The 17,224-nt window shown below is 36.5% G+C and carries 11 protein-coding genes; 1 reads left to right on the top strand and 10 read right to left on the bottom strand.

Annotated features, from left to right (window positions below):
• Positions 1 to 147: 147 nt before the first annotated feature.
• Genes AVL50_RS31985 through AVL50_RS31975 form a run of 3 tightly spaced genes read right to left on the bottom strand, consistent with a single transcriptional unit; the run spans position 148 to position 5,094 of the window.
• Positions 148 to 1,593 (bottom strand): TolC family protein, encoded by a 1,446-nt coding sequence (locus tag AVL50_RS31985; protein WP_062622042.1) that lies wholly within the window; start codon positions 1,591 to 1,593, stop codon positions 148 to 150.
• On the bottom strand, positions 1,559 to 2,920 hold the full coding sequence (locus AVL50_RS31980) for an HlyD family secretion protein (protein ID WP_062622040.1): 1,362 nt from the start codon (positions 2,918 to 2,920) through the stop codon (positions 1,559 to 1,561). Before AVL50_RS31980 ends, AVL50_RS31985 begins: the two co-directional genes overlap by 35 nt.
• Positions 2,921 to 2,931: 11 nt before the next feature.
• Entirely contained in the window at positions 2,932 to 5,094 is a 2,163-nt protein-coding gene (locus tag AVL50_RS31975; protein WP_062622038.1) for a peptidase domain-containing ABC transporter, read from the bottom strand.
• A gap of 406 nt (positions 5,095 to 5,500) precedes the next feature.
• Here AVL50_RS31975 and AVL50_RS31970 point away from each other — a divergent pair, with 406 nt between their 5' ends.
• On the top strand, positions 5,501 to 6,313 hold the full coding sequence (locus AVL50_RS31970; protein ID WP_062622036.1) for an alpha/beta fold hydrolase: 813 nt from the start codon (positions 5,501 to 5,503) through the stop codon (positions 6,311 to 6,313).
• Between the two features lie 509 nt (positions 6,314 to 6,822).
• Here the strand turns inward: AVL50_RS31970 and AVL50_RS31965 are convergent.
• The 7 genes from AVL50_RS31965 to AVL50_RS31935 form a co-directional block, all read right to left on the bottom strand.
• Complete coding sequence (locus AVL50_RS31965) at positions 6,823 to 7,455, bottom strand: bifunctional 4-hydroxy-2-oxoglutarate aldolase/2-dehydro-3-deoxy-phosphogluconate aldolase (RefSeq protein ID WP_253764347.1); 633 nt, start codon at positions 7,453 to 7,455, stop codon at positions 6,823 to 6,825.
• Positions 7,448 to 8,407, bottom strand: coding sequence for a 2-dehydro-3-deoxygalactonokinase (locus tag AVL50_RS31960; protein ID WP_062622032.1), 960 nt, complete (start codon positions 8,405 to 8,407; stop codon positions 7,448 to 7,450). The genes AVL50_RS31965 and AVL50_RS31960 overlap by 8 nt, the downstream gene beginning before the upstream one ends.
• A gap of 2 nt (positions 8,408 to 8,409) precedes the next feature.
• Entirely contained in the window at positions 8,410 to 9,873 is a 1,464-nt protein-coding gene (locus AVL50_RS31955) for an aldehyde dehydrogenase family protein (protein ID WP_062622030.1), read from the bottom strand.
• Entirely contained in the window at positions 9,830 to 10,990 is a 1,161-nt protein-coding gene (locus tag AVL50_RS31950) for a mandelate racemase/muconate lactonizing enzyme family protein (RefSeq protein ID WP_062622028.1), read from the bottom strand. Before AVL50_RS31950 ends, AVL50_RS31955 begins: the two co-directional genes overlap by 44 nt.
• 12 nt (positions 10,991 to 11,002) lie before the next feature.
• Positions 11,003 to 12,061, bottom strand: a complete 1,059-nt coding sequence (locus tag AVL50_RS31945; protein ID WP_062622026.1) for an L-rhamnose/proton symporter RhaT — start codon at positions 12,059 to 12,061, stop codon at positions 11,003 to 11,005.
• Positions 12,062 to 12,111: 50 nt separating this feature from the next.
• A complete protein-coding gene (locus AVL50_RS31940; protein WP_062622024.1) occupies positions 12,112 to 14,139 on the bottom strand; it encodes a glycoside hydrolase family 127 protein in 2,028 nt (675 codons plus the stop codon).
• A 382-nt stretch (positions 14,140 to 14,521) separates the two neighbouring features.
• Positions 14,522 to 16,828 (bottom strand): family 16 glycosylhydrolase, encoded by a 2,307-nt coding sequence (locus AVL50_RS31935; protein ID WP_062622022.1) that lies wholly within the window; start codon positions 16,826 to 16,828, stop codon positions 14,522 to 14,524.
• Positions 16,829 to 17,224: the final 396 nt, after the last annotated feature.

The following is a 17,224-nucleotide window of genomic DNA, read 5'->3' as shown; positions in this document are numbered from 1 at the left end:
AGAGTACACTCCGCTGTTTTTCATTTCATTAATTTAACGATAATTTATATAAAATATTTTATATAGTGTTAACTTTTATAAAAAAAGGAATGAAACTACTTCATCCCTTTCTTTGTTTATATCTGTATTTATGATTTAAGTCACGAATTAAAACACTGGTGACAAACCTGTTGTCCAATTTAATTCAGCAATTGACTTCGCATATTCTGCCTTCATTTTGAAAAGCTTTGTTTGTGCTTCCAACAGCTTGCCTTCACGAACGTTCATATAAAATACTGAACTTTCACCAGCATCAAACTTTTCAGTTTCACCTTGAAGTAAGATCTCATAATTATCAGACATTTCACTTTGCATATCAGTTAGCTCTACATAATTCTGTACTGCTAAAAATGCCTTTCTGATATTGTTTTCCACCTCTCTCCTAGTCATAATCAGTTGCAGGTCATTGTCTTGAATCTTCAATTTAGTCATCTGTAACTTTGCTCTTTCCTTTCTTAAGAAAATAGGCATAGAGAAAGAGGCTCCAAACTTATAGTTTTCATCCAAACCATACTCCCAACCTCCTACAGGTGTAGTTCCAAGGTAATTGTATTTCAAGTTTAATTCAGGCTTAACAGCTTCTTTTGCCAAACGCTGATCAACACTCAAAATTGTACCTTTAGTTTGCACCTTAACAATGTCTGGGTGCTTCAAAGACGCTTCACTGAGCAAATTTTCTAACGTTGGCAATACTTCCACTCCTAATTCCTCCGGCAAAACATCATCTAAGAGTTCTAAAGGTTTGCCCTCCTCATTCCATAAATGATTTGACAAAACAAGCTTTGCTTTTTGTAATTCCAATTTGGCTAATTTCAAGTTGATTTCTCTGTCCTGAATTGTGATTAACGCCTCGACGCCATCTACATTTGCCAAATCACCCTGACGAATTCTTTCATCCACCGCTTCCTTTCTGAATATTGCTAAATCATAACCTTCCTCTGCCAAACGGTATTGGTGATAAGAGAAATACCACGTCCAATAATCTTTGGCTATCTGCAAGATCAACTTGTTGATTTGTTTGATTTGATCGGCCTCTGTCATCTGTTGCATCGCATAACCTTTTTTCAACATGGCTCTACGTTCATCCATCAGAAGACCTTTCAACACAGGTAATTCAACACCTATATACATCAGACCTTTACCACTGTTGGTGTCATTCTCTGGGTTGAGATTGATACCATCATTTCTTTCATATCCTACATTAATGGAACCTGCCCAAACCGGAATTTTGGCATAACTATTCCATTTTGTATAATAGTCTTTTGTCTTGAATACTTTTTGGTCGTATTTAGAATACAACTTTGGGTCTGAGTATCCTTTACCCAATCGCACTTGCATTAAACCCTGTTCTGAGAGTAAAGCAATCTGCTGGGCCACGGGGTGGTTTACCATCACAATCTCATATAAATCATCTAAAGAAAGAATACTTTCTGTAGAATCATTTTCTGAAATATCTTGAGCACTCAACATATTCCAGCAACTGAGATTCAATAGTACTGCAATCACAGCTACTCTCATATTATTTTTTTGATTTAGATTTTGAAGAAGAGTCATAATTGTTCAAACTAGGAGGGAATCCATTGATCTGACGCCAAAGCTCGTACCAAATTGGCACTTCTTCAAGCATCACCCACCCAAATACTCCTGTTCCCATTCTTAATTCCATTGGCCACTCGTCATCCTTCTCTTTAAGATCTTGTGTGATGAGTACTCTAAATGTACCATCTGCTTGATTGACAAAGTCTACAACCTCTACTTTACCACCAAACGTACCAACTGAAACGCTTGGCCAGCCTGAAAACTGAATAGAAGGCCACCCGTCAAATCTCAAACGAACATGTCTCCCTTCTTCAATTAGAGGTACATCCATTGTTTTTACATAAATAGCGGCCGCTAAGTGTGGGTTTTCAGGAACAAGCGTCATCAATACCTGACCGCTCTTTACGTTTTCACCAATACCACTGCTCAAGGCTTGCACCACGATACCTTTTTGAGGAGCACGAATTACTCTCATACCTGCACGAACTTCCATACTAGAAAGCTCATTTCGAGCCTTCGCTAAAGCCCCTTCGCTATCTGCAATATCAGATAAAGTAGTACTCAACTCTGAATCCGTTTTTGCAATCTTGTCCAACATCTCATTACGAGTAACGTTCTTTCCAAGAATAGCATTCTGATATTCGTTGATGGCCATTTCAAATTTTGTTCTAGCCCCTACTTCTTTTGATACAGACTGTTGGTACTTACTTCTAACCCCTTCTAATTTTGTTAAAGAGATAAGACCTTTATTGTAAAGTTCTTGATTGGCGTTGTATTGTCTGTCGGCGTTTTTCAAATCAACCTTTGCCGCTTGCCAAGCAATACTGTCGCTTTCTACTTTCAATAAAGTTTGCTCAATTTTATTATCAAATTGTTGCAACTTAATCACAAGACCATCTTTCAAAGCTCTTAACTGACGTTCTTTGGCAGATACCTTATCTTTCTTTGCATCAATGGCTTCACCTTTTGCCATAATACCTTCTTCTAAACGAAGAATCATATCAGGATCAATATACTTATCCTTTACCTCGGCAATGGTCAACAACACCTGTCCAGAATCCACATGCTGACCTTCCGCAACATTCCACTTGGCAATGGTACCGTCAATTGGACATTGAATTTTCTGAGGTCTGTCCTGTGGCATTAAAGCCGTCATCTCTCCTCTTGCTCTGATGTTCTGTTGCCACGGTAAAAACATTACTACAAAAAATATTGCAATAATTGCCATGATCCACTTTGCTATTTTTTTAGCTTCAGAGGGAGTATTTAATGTATTTAGAGAACCATATCTTCTGTCAAATTCTTGCTGATCAGAAGAGTTTTTTGGAGTGATATTTAACATTACTTTCTGATTTAAGCGTTATTTGTTGGAGGTAAAAAACATTTCTGGAAACTAGGGTGCTGTTTTACTTCATCTAAAGTACCTACAACTTCCACTTTACCTTGTGACATGATTGCCACTCGGTCAGATAAATTCGAAAGAATTGGATCGTTTCCAACAAATACCAGTGTCCAAGGGTTTTCCTTATCGATCAAGAAAGAAAGTACTTTTAATCTCACATGACTATCCAACTCGCGGAATGTCTTATTCAAGATCAATAACTTAGGATGATCAACAATACATCTTGCTAACAAGAAACGCATTGTCACACTTTCAGGGAAAACTTTTCCTCCTGCAGTGATCAATGTATTTAATCCTTGAGGCTGTTTATTTACGAAATCAAGCAATTCTAAACTCTTCAATGCCCAGATTACATCATCATAAGAAACGTTTTCTTTCCCCATTGTGATGTTTTCCATAATTGTACCATCAAAAAGCTCTTCTTCAGAAAGGTTCTTTGAAATTTGATTTCTAATACTGTTGAGATCCACATCTTTCAATGAATAATCATCATATGTAATCGATCCTTGGTAATCGTTCAACATACTTGACAAAGCAAGCATCATCGCATCTTTTCCAGAAAAGTTATATCCTAATAGACATATTCTTTCTCCTTCTTTAATATGTAAATTAACACCATTCAGTGCTTTTCTTCCATTTGGATATGTAAAGTGTAAATCCGAGACTTTTACTTCAAAACCTTTACTTTGTTTGTATGGAACCAATACACCGCTTTTCTTCTCTAATGGCAAATCTGTAACGTGAGCAATTTTATCTACCGCCGTCAACATATCATAAGCCACTTCCATTGACAAGACTAATTTTTCAGACGCTGAAAGTACTAATACAATCACGATTTCAGAGGCTACGAATTGACCAAGGTTGATTTCTCTGTTGATAACCAACCAAGAACCAATAATCAAAAGACCACCTGTTACTAACGTCTTGAAAATATATACATAGAGGAACTGATTGATCACAACGTTGAATTGTTTCTCTCTGTAGTGTAAATAATGGTTTGTAAGATTTTCGGTTCTTTCTAAAGGTAGAGAGGTTCCACCCGCAATTTTAAATGAAAGTAATGTTCTGGCCATTTCTTCTAACCAATGCACTACTTTGTATTTGTATTTAGACTCAACCATATTGGCTTCCAAAGCCTTAGGACCTGTATAGTAAAAGAGGATTACCAATAAAGAAATCAACACTATACCAAACACAATGAAAAGTGGGTGATAGAAGGAAAGCAACACCATACCGAATAAAATCTGCAAGATAGCACCTGAAAGGTCAATCAAGAATTTCGGTAAACTTTTTTGGATGGTCAATACATCAAAGAAACGGTTCATTAACTCGGGGGCATAGCTTCCCATTAACGACTCGAGCTTGATTTTTGGTAAACGAAAAGCAAATTCAAAGGCGGCTTTGACAAAAACCCTTCGTTGCAAGGTCTCCACCAGTTTCAGCTGCATGATCTGTAATCCACCCGTAAACATGGTCACTACAATCACCAAACCGATCATCACCGTGATAGAGTCAATCACCACTCCACCTGCAATAAGTTCGATCACTGTCTGTACCCCAAGTGGAAGTACTAAACCAAAGAGTGAAATAAGTAATGCGTAAATATATATGTATCCAATATCCTTCTTCTCAACAGAAAGTAATCTGTACAAACGGGAAACGGAACTACTCTTATCTTTTGTGGTATAATCAGAAATAATAGAGTTATTGGAAACAGGTATGGCATACTCAATTTCACCTGATTCCAATCTGATTAAGTTTTCTAATGCAATGGTCAAATTAACCTCTGTTTCTTGCCCCAAAACATCTATCACAGACGCTAACGTTTTTCCACTTTCATTTACATAAAAAATAACAGGCAAAGTGGATCCTTCTAGCTTACAAAGAGCTACAAAAGGGGTGATACTTTTCTCAAGATGCTGTGCAAGAGAAGTTATTGTACCTTTATTTTTTATAATAGCCAGATTCATACCATCCGCATACCTCATCAGATTACCCCAGAAATCTTTGTCCTGATTTGGGTCTAGAATTGGCTCAATTACATCTCCTTCAATTTGATGTCGTATATGTTTAGATAGTAAATGACTAAGTTTTTTATATCCTTTATTTGTCATAAAAACAGAAGTTGTTTCGTAGTGTTAAGTCTTGAACACAAAACTACATTAATTGTTTATAGAATTGACAAGTCGAAAAGCAAATATTTCAAAATTTAAGATTTATAAAACTTTCCCCCTTCAAGTCCTAATAAATGTAAAGTTAAGTAACATTCCAAAAACAAGTAGGGTAAACTATGTTACGGGTGTAATATATAAGAGAATATAACAATAACACCGTTACAAAATGACGGTATTTATATAAAATACACATTTAATCCACCAACTATTTTAAAAACTGTTTACTTGAAAAAGACACTCTACTTGGGGTGTTAAATAGGGAATCAAATTGATTCCTTATTTTTTAAACAATGAATGAGTTGTTATTCACAATAAATAAGAATAATTTTGTAAAAAAGATATATCAATGAAACCACTCATCAAATTACTTTCAACTACAGCTCCTAATGTTGTGGTAAATATTGCCTATAAAAAGATCCTTAAACCTCAAGTTTTCAAATTACGCCCACATGAAATTGAAGTTTTAGATAAAGCAGACCAAGAAAAAGTTATTATCAATTCAATTGGCATTCAAACGTATAAATGGGGAAATGGCCCTAAAAAAGTATTGCTTGTACATGGTTGGGAAGGACAGGCAGGCAACTTCTCCGACATTATTCCAAGTTTGATTCAAAACGGGTATACAGTACACGCATTTGATGCACCTTCACATGGATATAGTGAACAAGGTAGAACTACTATGTTTGACTTTAGTGACATTGTAAAATACATGCTGGATCAATATCAAATGGACAAGATTATCTCTCATTCATTTGGCAGTGTTGGCACTACGCATTGTTTGGCTAATCATGAAAATATCCAAATTTCGAAATATGTGATGCTTACCACTCCTGACCGCTTTGAACAGCGATTAGATGATGTTGCTGAATTTGTAGGGATCACCAACAAAGTCAAAACAAGGCTTGTGAATAGATTGGAAACAGAATTCAATTTGAAAGTAAAAGATCAAAATGTATCTGATTTCATCAAAAAATCCAATGTAAAAGAAGCTTTGATTTTGCATGATATTAATGATAGAGTTGTCAATATTGAGCAGTCTGAAAGTGTAGCAAAAGCATGGGGTGATGTCTGTAAGCTTGTAAAAGTTGAAAATACAGGCCATTTCCGCATCTTAAGAACCGAATCTATTACTAATCAGATAGTTAAGTTTTTAGATTAGAATACAAAAAACCCGAATAATATACTAATAATACTATTCGGGCCACTTAATTCTTAATAGAAATTATATTCAAAATTAAGAAATTTTTATGACAATTGGGTTGTCTTTTTTAGTCTTGACAACAAGAATTTTTCAGAATCTTCGATTCAAGAACGTTAGCCAAGATTTTTATTAAGAAAAAATTAAAATTATTTTCATTTCATTGAAAATTTAGATTTAATTTCTCCGAAAAATCGATTTCTATTTTCGATTCTAACTGATTTAATGTCAAAACCTAAGAGCAAAAACAAGTGAATCAGTCAACTCTCTGTTAATCAATGATCTTAGTTAGATCTAAAAAAAAGGTTAAGTAATTTACTCAACCTTTCAATTTATTGGAATAATTATTTATTCAAGACAATTAATCACAACGACAATCGTGTTTGGATATCCTTTTTCAAACACTTCTTCCTTATAGATACCCAATCACTTTTGCCATTGTTTATATCGCATCACAATTTATTTTCTTTTTAAAAAGTGCTTTTCAGGGCCTTAAAGTGAGCTAATAACTCAGCTTCTTTCCCTTCAGCCAGCAAGTCCTTCGGAAACAAAGAACCTCCCATACCTACACCATATGCTCCAGCTTTGAAAAAGGATTGAATATTATCACTATCTACTCCTCCTGTTGGCAATACTTTGATTTCATTAAGTGGCGCTTTTATATCCTTGATATAGCCAGCACCAAACTTTGAACATGGAAAAATCTTCACTGCCGTTGCTCCTGCTTTCCAAGCGGTATAGATTTCAGTAGGCGTCAAAGCCCCTGAAAAGATTGGAATATCTAAGCTTTTGCATTTAGCAATAACTTCTTGATCTACAATTGGTGTCACAATAAACTGAGATCCAGCTTCTAATGCTTTGTCCAAATCTGACATATCACAGACCGTACCTGCCCCAACATTGAGTTCAGGATAAGCTTCTGATAATTTAGAGATAAACGCTAATGCATTAGGAGTGTTAAGCGTTACTTCAATAGTACTTAACCCAGCCTCAATATAGATGGGAATTACACGATTTATGGTCGCTTCATCAATCCCTCTAAGAATACCAACGATTGGAGCCTCATGGAATTTTGTCCATGAAAACTCCTTTATCTTACACACACTCATATTGTTTTTCTAATATTTTTTTCTGTCCGATCAACAACGCTTTTTCAAGAATATCTTCTTTAAAGAAGACCAATCTATCTTTATCTTCAATAACCTCTGCAAGTGCTAGCTGATAAAGCTGATTCAACATTCCTGAGGCTGCAATACAGACTTTGTCTTGTTTTTCTTTGAGATAGGAAAGCTCATCACCAATCAATAAGCCACTGAGGTAATAGAAACTTTCAGTACTATCTCTATTGTCTAAAAGTGCTTTTGCCCTCACTTTAAATAAGTTTTTACTTAACCCTTCAGCTACTGCTTTTCGCACTCCTTCTTTGAAGGCTGATCTGTTGTTTTCATCAAACGGCCCTTTCTTTACTGAATTTGAAAGAATGCTATGTTTGGTCAACATATCAAACATTTCCCCAGTCATGAAAGTATCAAACTGATGAAAAATATTTGCCTCAAATTGAAGATGCTTACTGTGAGTGCCAGGCAGTAATAATACTCCTTTATCAACATCTTGGAGATATTTTGCTAAACCTAACGCTTGTACCTCCTCTCCTCTCATCACATCATCTCCTTGTTTTACTCCGGAAGTGATCAGCATTTGTACATTGTTCGATATGGAGATTCTTTTGCTCAAAATGTCATTCCCTTCCGCAGAAAAAGGGGTAGAAGTATAGTCCAATTCATACATACCCATTGAAGAAGAAACCATACCGGAAGCCACTACAATATGGGGTTGATTAAGATCTACAATGGACATCAGTTTTTCTTCTAAAAATTTAGCGTAGTAACTAGATTTGTCCAGCTGGTCTTGATCAGTGTAATTTTGATATACTTCCTTCACTCCTTGACTAGAAGAGTATTCTTTGATTACACTTAATGTATCCGTATGAATTACTCTCAGTCTAAAGTTAGAGGTACCCCAGTCACAACTTATAAATGTTTCGGGTAAGCTCATGATTATATTTTTTTACTGATACGTTTTAAAACCAGGTAATCATCCAAGGCAAATTTTGAACAATCCATACTGATACCACTATTTTTTACACCTAAGTGTGGCAAATTAATATCGTATTTTACACCATTCTGCTGTACTTCACCAAATTCAAGAGCCATAGCAACTGTTTCTAAGATTTCCTCATTTTCAGAGAAAACATAAGAAGCTAATCCTGCTGTAGAGTCGTTGGCATATTCCAATACTTCTTCTAAAGTAGAGAATTTCATGATCACACATACAGGCCCAAACACCTCATGCTGAAGTATATCTGCATTGTAATCCGTCATTTCAATAACTGTTGGTTCAAAATAGCAACCTTCTCCTTTTACCTTTTTACCACCTGCCAAGATTTTACCACCTTGCTCTACACATTGGTTCACAAAACTAGAAACAGACTCGATTTGAGATGCATTGGCCAAAGGTCCCATATTGATACCTTCTTGCTTAAAGAAGCCTAATTTTGTATCTTTTGCCGCTTCTACTAACTGTTGAAGGAACTGATCATATACGTTTTCATGGATATAAAAACGATTTGGAGCCACACAAACCTGCCCTGCATTACCTCCAAATTTGATAGCTTTTGTAATGCCTAATGCATCTTCCATATTACCATCTTCAAACAGAATAAACGGTGCATTACCACCACATTCCATTGAATATCTTTTAATAGAAGTTTTTACAGATTGTTCGATTAGTTTCTGTGCTGTGAAAGTAGAACCAATCATGGTAACCAATTTTGGAATAGTACTTTCACATAGTGGAATACCTACATTTTGTCTGTTGCCACATAAAACCGTTATTACTCCTTTCGGGAAATTAATTTGATCTGCAAACTCTGCAATCATTAAAGAAGAAATACATGATGACTCTGACGCTTTAATGATAATAGAGCAACCTGCCGCTAATGCAGGACCAAGTTTGAAACCAAGGTTCAGTAATGGGAAATTCCATGCTAAAAATGCGGTCACTACTCCTAATGGCTGATAGACCATTCGGTGAGTGTGCGTTCCTTGACGATCCTCGATAGCGAACTCCGACTTCACTCTCATTTCATCAGCATAAAATGCTAATGAATCCGTAATACTTGAAAGGTCTTCCGCTGAAGCTTCCCAAGTTTTACCCATTTCGTGACAAACTGCTTCCCTTAAAAGGTCTCCGTTCTCAATTAGTTTATCACGAAGTTTTTTCATCCAGTCTAGTCTTTCTTCTAATGGCAATTTTGACCATTTCAAGAAACCTTCCTGAGCAGATTGCAAAGCAAACTCTGTATCTTCTTTTGTAGCCTGTGCTACTTCACAAATTGGCTGCTGATCATGAGGACAAGTTGCAAAAGTAGTTGCGTTAGTAGCTCCATTTACAAATTCTCCGTTGATATATAACTTTTTACTGCCAAACTTCAAGGCTTTGTTTTGAACTATTGTCTCCATATTTATTTAGATATTTTTGGTTTACTTCAATTCCAAGTCCTGGTAATTCAGGTACTTTTATTTCTCCATTTTTCACTTCAATATGATGCTCAATCACATCATCTCTCAGTGGGTTTTCTGTTCTGTCCAATTCAATCATTGGAGCATCTCTAAACATTCTCCCCGGGTTTTGATCCAAATTGGCTACAAAATGAATGGCAGCACTAATGGCAATCCATGTTCCCCAAGAGTGAGGTACTATATCTTTATGATAGCTTTGGGCTAGTGTGGCTATTCTTTTCACTTCCGTGAGACCACCTGTAGCACAAATATCTGGCTGTGCAATATCTACACTATCGTTTTCAAAAAGTCTTTTAAAACCGTGCTTCAAGTATTCACATTCACCGCCAGCAATTGGAATAGTTGTATTTTCACGAAGTGATTTATACCCATTAAAATCCTCTGGGTGAACTGGCTCTTCAAACCAACCTATATTGAGATGCTCTATTCTTTTACACAATTCCAATGCTTCTCTATAGTTGTAAGCGTGATTGGAATCAATCATCAATTTGACATCATCACCTAGAGCTTCTTTTAGTAAATTGACATAATGAACATCTTTTTCAATGCCTAAACCTACTTTCATTTTAGCGGCTTTGAATCCATGTTCTTTATAATACTTGGCTTCTTTGATAAGGTCTTCTTCCAATGTTGGTGAATCTGTAAAGTAGAAACCTGTTGCATAAGGATGGATGATTGGGTTTTTCACCCCGCCTAATAATACAGATACAGGCTGTTGCAACACTTTACCTTTACAATCCCAACACGCTACATCAATGGCACTAATGGCAGCATTAAAAATACCGCTTCTACCAAAGTCCAGCGTTCTTAAATACATGATCTGCCAGATCTTCTCGTTTTCTAAAACATTCTCTCCAATGACAAAACCTTTTAGAAAATCGATTCCTGTCTTGATCATATCTGCAGGACCATATCCTTCTCCCCATCCATAAGTACCATCCTCCAAAGTCACTTTTACCAAACAAATTTTTCTTGACGCATAATGCCATTGAGAAAAATAAAATGGTGTTTCTAATTCTTGAGATAATACGTAGGGTTCTATATCTACAATTTTCATTTTCAATTCTTTTTAAGCGTTTGCAAAACCTAATAGGCAGATTGCAAATATTAATACCACTAAGCCTCCTAATAATATTTTGAACGATGATGAAGCACCTTTCCACTCTCCTGATCTATATCCCCACACATTACTCACTATCAATGAAATGCCTAACATCATTGGCCAGCCTAATACAGGACCTAAATCGCCCATTAGTGCTGCACCTTGTCCATATATACCGAGTGCTCCAAACCAAAAAACACCTGCCAAGACAGACCATAAATACGCCTTTGAACTTCCTTGAACTGCAAAGCCTCCCCATGAATTGTTTTTCACCATTTTGAAAAGAGCAAAACCGAAGTTCATTAGATAAGCACCCATTAAAACTACTACCCATGCTACAAGACTTGCATCTGTTGGGTTAGTACCGTAATTTTTCACAGCGTTGTCTGCTACTGGCAATGCATTGGTAAAACCTACATTGAGCAATGCCGAAAGTACACCACTTGTAACGGCGATTAATACGCCTGTTTGGATTGATTTTTTAGGTTGAACAGCCACAGTTGGCGAAGCTACTAAAACATCCCCATCCTCTTCCATCTCTTGATCATTGCTCAACACATTATTTTGAGCTTTATCTCTTTTCACTCCTGCCACTGCAGTGATAGCAACACCAACTAAAAGTAAAGCAACACCACTCAGTACTAATGACATATTTTCTGGAAGGGTTTCCATCTGGAATAAAGGCACTAAAGACCCCATAGAAGCGGCCAATCCCATTACAATTCCATATGTGATACTAACTCCAGTATATTCTACACTCACGCCAAAAAGGATTCCTCCTATTCCCCACAAAAAGCCAAATAACATGGCCATAAAAAGTACTGATGAATCAATTTCTCCTATGATTGAAAATGTATTCGGTTCAACGAGCAATGCCCATCCAATTGGCAACACAATCATAGCAGTAGTGGCATGTACCAACCACCAATTCTCCCATTTTAAAGGAGCAATGTGCTTCATTCCAAGACCAAATGTCCCTTGAAAAAAACTAGCACACAGTATTAAAAAAATTGCAAAAATGTCCATTTGATTATTAGTTAATAGAAGGGTCGCCACTAAGGACGACCCGTACATTTTTATAAGTTGTTCCAGATTACTGGCATAAATACTGTCATTTCAGCCTTGCCTCTGTTGTTCCAAGTGAAATAAGGCACAAGTTGAATCGATGATTCTTCAAACTTTGGCACATCCACTGTTGAATACATGTCCTTCGTTGCTTGATCTTTTCTGATTAAGATTGGCGCTTCAACTGTTGCAACACCTCCTAATAAATCTTTGTTATAAGTTACTTTTAATGGCGCTCCACCTTTGAAATACACATCTAAGATGTTCGTATCTTTTGGAAGATCCGGAGTTTCAACACAATATACGATTGGCCCTCTCTTCACTGCCACTTGATTTCTTGCTTCCTCAACTAATGGATTTGCTTCCACTAATTGCACTTCCATTGGCATATCTAAAGTGATGATATCACCTTTCTTCCATTTTCTATTGATTGTTGCAAACTCTCCTTCTACCACTTTTACATCTACTGCTTCATTGTTAACTTTCAATGAAGAACCTACTGCCCATTTTGGAATTCTAAGCATCACATCAAACGGTTGTTTTTTTGCTTTTTCAACAGTGATATTCACGGTACCTTCCCAAGGGTAGTTTGTCACTTGGTTCAAAATAATTTGAGAACCATCTGTCAATTTTGTATCTAATCTGTTACTACCGTAAAGGTTAACAGCAACACCATCTTTTGATAAACTATACGCCCAGTTTGCTGATTTTGCAATAGTACGAACAATGTTTGGAGGACAGCAGAAGCACTCTAAGTAAGGTTCTCTTTCTGGAGTTTCTGTATTATGTTTAGAGTAATCTCTTGAACCGTGAACCATTCTTAAAGGATTTGAATAGAAATAATCTTTTCCTTCTAAAGAAATACCTGAAAGACCACTGTTGTACAATACCAATTCCATGATATCAGCGTATTTTGACTCACCATGTAATCCTAACATTCTGTAAGAGAACATTGAGTTACAAACATTCGCACAAGTTTCATTGTAAGCAGTCATGTTTGGCATCATGTAAGCATCAATAAAACCTTCTTCAATCTTATCACGGTTTGTTGATGCTCCATAATGCGCTTGTCCAACTGCTCCAGTAACATACATTTTCTTGTTCGTTACGTTATCCCAAAGTCTGTCCAATGCATCAACTAAAGCCTTTTCACCTGTTTCAGCTGCTACATCCGCTGCACCTGCATAGTAGTACAATGCCAACACTGCATGTCCAACTGCCTCATCAGACTCTCTCAATGGCACTCTTTCCTGCACCATATCACCGATAGGATAACCTTGTGTTTCTGGAGTCTCCTCTACTTCATATTTGCCTCTATTATTAATAAATCGCTCTGCGAGATCTAAATAATTCTTATTTCCTGTAGTTCTGTACATCTCTACTAATCCCATGATCTGCGTTTGGTTGAAACCAAAACGACCATATCTTGGATCATCCGTATTGAATGTTTTGTATAAGAAGTCAGCGTGCTTAACCGCAATATCCAAGAAATTAGACTGACCAGTAACTCTATGATGTATACATGCTGAAGTCAACAAGTGACCCGTGTTATACATCTCATGATACTTACGGTTTTCATAACGGTCCACATTTGATCTCAACTGTACTTGTGTCTGGATGTAACCGTCTTCCTCTTGAGCATCTCCAATGATTTTGATGTAACCATCAATTTCTTCTAAAAGTGCTTTATCTCCATTTTGAGCATACACATACATAGATGCTTCAATCCACTTATAGAAATCACCATCATGCCAGTGCATTCCTTGGTGCTTTCCTTCTTTCAATCCTGCCGCAATTTTGAAGTTATTCAAAGCATGTCCCACATCACCAGTCAACACTTCACCCATATAAGGCACCATCGATGTTTCTGCCACTTCAAATTTATCTGCCCAGAAACCTTCTGTCCACTTACAGTCACCTAAATTGATACTCTTCAATTCTACATTAGGGGTATTTGCCTGCCCTAATACGCCTCTATCCTGTGCTACACCAACCTGAGTCATCAGGGCAGCACAAGCCATTACAAATAATTTTTTCATTTAATATATAGTCTTAAACCTTTTTTTGAGTAATTAGCTTGATTGATCAGCACCTGTACTGTTCTCAAATACAAGTCTTTGATCATATTGTAAAATTAGAGACTATGGATCTGAATGAATTCTTAAAAATTATCCATTCTCGGTAAAAAATTAGCATAAGCCCTTGCTGAAGAAAGGCAGGGAGGAAAGGGTAAAGTAGAAATTCATAATCACAGTTTTATATTAAAACAGGCTATAAAACGTTATCGAAAAGTTAGCTCACAAAATCTTTATTATATCATTTTTTCTACACAAAAAAGGCTGGCCATACAGCCAGCCCCTGGGCAAGTATAAAACACCATCTCATAGTTAATTCGTTCTACACATGCCCCACTAAAGTGTGTTAATTACAAATCGTCCGTGTTGTAGTTGTGCCATCTTTTGTGACAATCTGGAAAATTAATAAACCATTGTGATTCATCAATTCATCTTGTTTAAGAACTATTTGATTTACCTCATTGAATTTCTTGTTGATGAACTCTCTTCCCCCTACATCAAAAATTCGAAGTGTACCGCTTTTCACTTCGTTAAGTTGAATGTATAAATTACCAAACTTGTAAGGGTTAGGATAGACTTTTATTTCTTTTTCAAGGTTCAATTGTTCAACTGTACTCCTTCTTGCAGAAGAAGAACCTCCCCATATAAATTTCGTTGCGTTTGAAGCATTAGATTGATTGGCTTCTAATGCATTGGAAGCATTTACGCTGATGTATTGACCATTGATTTTCCCTTTAAGAATAAGGTAATCGTCAGAAGTTAATTCAAAAGTGAATTTCTGTCTTTCAAAAATACCCGTTGCTCCACATTTCACCGTATTGTTTGAAGCCACAGTCACATATTTTCCTGTTGCCACTGACTTCAAGGCATAATACCCATTTGCATCTAATACTGTAAACTCTTCAAGACTTGAAACAGATGATTTTGTAGCTTGCAATGCTGTTCCTTGACCAGTATTGACTGTCACATAATCATCTGATAATGTCTGTAACCAGATAGTGTTTCCTGCTGAAGGTAAGTCTCCACTTCCTCCGCTACTACCTGAAGTAACTGTGATGTTGCATTCAGCCTTAAAATTGCCATCTCTTGTAGTTACAGTAATTTTTGTAGTACCAGCACCTACACCAGAAACTATTCCATTGGATACGGTAGCTACTGATGCATTGGCAGTAGACCAAGTTACCGTTTTATCTGTTGCATTAGAAGGTGAAACTGATGCAGTTAATTGAACCGTTTCTCCAATGCCAATTGATGAAGAGTTTTTATTTAAAGAAACTCCATTCACAGGTGTATCTGTTGGCGGGTTGCTTCCTGTTCCAATCGTGAAATTGTCACAAAATGCTTCTCCTGAGGAGTAATACCATACTCTATATTTTTGCTCTGAAGCACCTGTAGTTACCGTAATGCTCTTATTTTCAAACGAAGTAGATGAAAATTCCTGATTTGTAATAAAATCTCCAGTCACTGCATTCGTCAGTCCTAAAAAGGCAGTTGTACCATTTGAACCCACTTTACCATCTACAGCAATTGTATAAGTAGTATTAGCAGCCAAAGTGATCACTTGAGCTACATTACCATTGCTGATTCTTGCTCCGTATGAACCTGAAGATTTTGTATTTGTAACCACCTCATTGATTCCAATACTTGCTGTCCAGTAGGATAAATCACCTTCTTCAAAACTTGGGTTTCCGATTTCTCCTACTCCGATAGAGGGAGGCGGTGTAGTCGTTGATTTTTCCCAAACTCTCACATATTCAACATACATTGTAGTTGGCATTCCTGGCAATTTTGCTTTTGCATCAGGGTCTGTTTCTGGATTCACTGCATTATTTCTATTGTTATAGAACTCCACAAATGGCTTTCTTAATCCCAATGACAACGTTACGTTCATTGGTCTATACCAGTAGGTATTAGGTTTTCTTGCTACTTCATTACCATCAACATACCATATAATTTCTGTTTCGTTGACCTCACAACCATAGATATGATAATCCTTTGTAGGGTCCCATGGTGCTCTGAATTTGTTCAACTGCTCTTCAGGGTGTTGTTTTGGTCTTCTCCAGACACCTGTTCCATTTTGCATAACGACTGCATGAAGATTGTGGTCCATATCATAGATATCGTCTTGGTGACCTTCATACCAGTCAAATTGTTGTAGTTCTACTACATCAATTTCACTGTAAACCGTTTTACCATTTCCAACAGAATAATCAAAGTTGGAAAAAAGCCAGAAAGATGGGCAAACCCCTTCTCCAATATCAGCTCCTTTGATTTTTGCTTCATAGTAACCATAAGTAAAAGTTTGGTAGGATTTCAAAATTCCTGATTTGAAATAAGTTCCACCATCTGAAGCATTGTTTGGGTTCTGGCGCATAGTCAATGCCGCTACACCATTTTCAATTTTTACGTTGCTGTCGTTGTCCCATTTCCACGCAGTGGTATTAGGTAGATTGCCGGTTTTGATCCATTTTGACCAGTCGGGGTTGTCTCCATTAAATTCATCAGATGCACTCCATCTGATTTCCCATACATCTGAAGGGTCGGAAGTTTTGGTAGGCTGCTGTGCAAATGTTCGACCAGAAATCAGCACAAAAACCACCAATGAGAGTAGTAGTTTCATAGCTCTGGAATAGTCCAAATTTAAGTGTTTCATTATTTTAATCAAGAGTTAATAATGCATAACGATACGCTGGTACTATCTTAAGTTTGTTGGAAATACTTTTTCAGAGAAAAAATCTTCCTTCAAAATATGTGTTGTTAGAAAAGATAAAAGAGAGTAATTCCACTCTTTCAATAATTTATCAAAAAAACTTTTTCACCTTCAATAGTAATGTTCCAACCTAACTCTTATGCATCAAGTAAATAATTTATTTCGTTGACAATTTAGAAGTTAGAATGATGTTCAACTTCTTAATATTTACCACCTTATAGCAGGTTTTTAACTTATTTTTAATAGTGAAAAAGAAGCTATAATATTTATTATAAAGTGCCTTATGTCAATCTATATCCACATGTTAAGTCAAACATTAAGAGCATGTTTACAATACCT

It is taken from the genome of Flammeovirga sp. SJP92, from assembly GCF_001583495.1.
In the GTDB taxonomy this organism is placed as follows: Bacteria; Bacteroidota; Bacteroidia; order Cytophagales; family Flammeovirgaceae; genus Flammeovirga.
Note: the sequence above shows the minus strand (reverse complement) of the source record. Positions and strands in the feature narration are given on the sequence as shown.

Excerpts from the sequence above, each read along its gene's own strand:
- AVL50_RS31935 (WP_062622022.1), bottom strand. The coding sequence starts at position 16,828 with ATGAAACACTTAAATTTGGACTATTCCAGAGCTATGAAACTACTACTC.
- AVL50_RS31945 (WP_062622026.1), bottom strand. The coding sequence starts at position 12,061 with ATGGACATTTTTGCAATTTTTTTAATACTGTGTGCTAGTTTTTTTCAA.
- AVL50_RS31960 (WP_062622032.1), bottom strand. The coding sequence starts at position 8,407 with ATGAGCTTACCCGAAACATTTATAAGTTGTGACTGGGGTACCTCTAAC.
- AVL50_RS31970 (WP_062622036.1), top strand. The coding sequence starts at position 5,501 with ATGAAACCACTCATCAAATTACTTTCAACTACAGCTCCTAATGTTGTG.
- AVL50_RS31950 (WP_062622028.1), bottom strand. The coding sequence starts at position 10,990 with ATGAAAATTGTAGATATAGAACCCTACGTATTATCTCAAGAATTAGAA.
- AVL50_RS31955 (WP_062622030.1), bottom strand. The coding sequence starts at position 9,873 with ATGGAGACAATAGTTCAAAACAAAGCCTTGAAGTTTGGCAGTAAAAAG.
- AVL50_RS31975 (WP_062622038.1), bottom strand. The coding sequence starts at position 5,094 with ATGACAAATAAAGGATATAAAAAACTTAGTCATTTACTATCTAAACAT.
- AVL50_RS31985 (WP_062622042.1), bottom strand. The coding sequence starts at position 1,593 with ATGACTCTTCTTCAAAATCTAAATCAAAAAAATAATATGAGAGTAGCT.
- AVL50_RS31940 (WP_062622024.1), bottom strand. The coding sequence starts at position 14,139 with ATGAAAAAATTATTTGTAATGGCTTGTGCTGCCCTGATGACTCAGGTT.
- AVL50_RS31980 (WP_062622040.1), bottom strand. The coding sequence starts at position 2,920 with ATGTTAAATATCACTCCAAAAAACTCTTCTGATCAGCAAGAATTTGAC.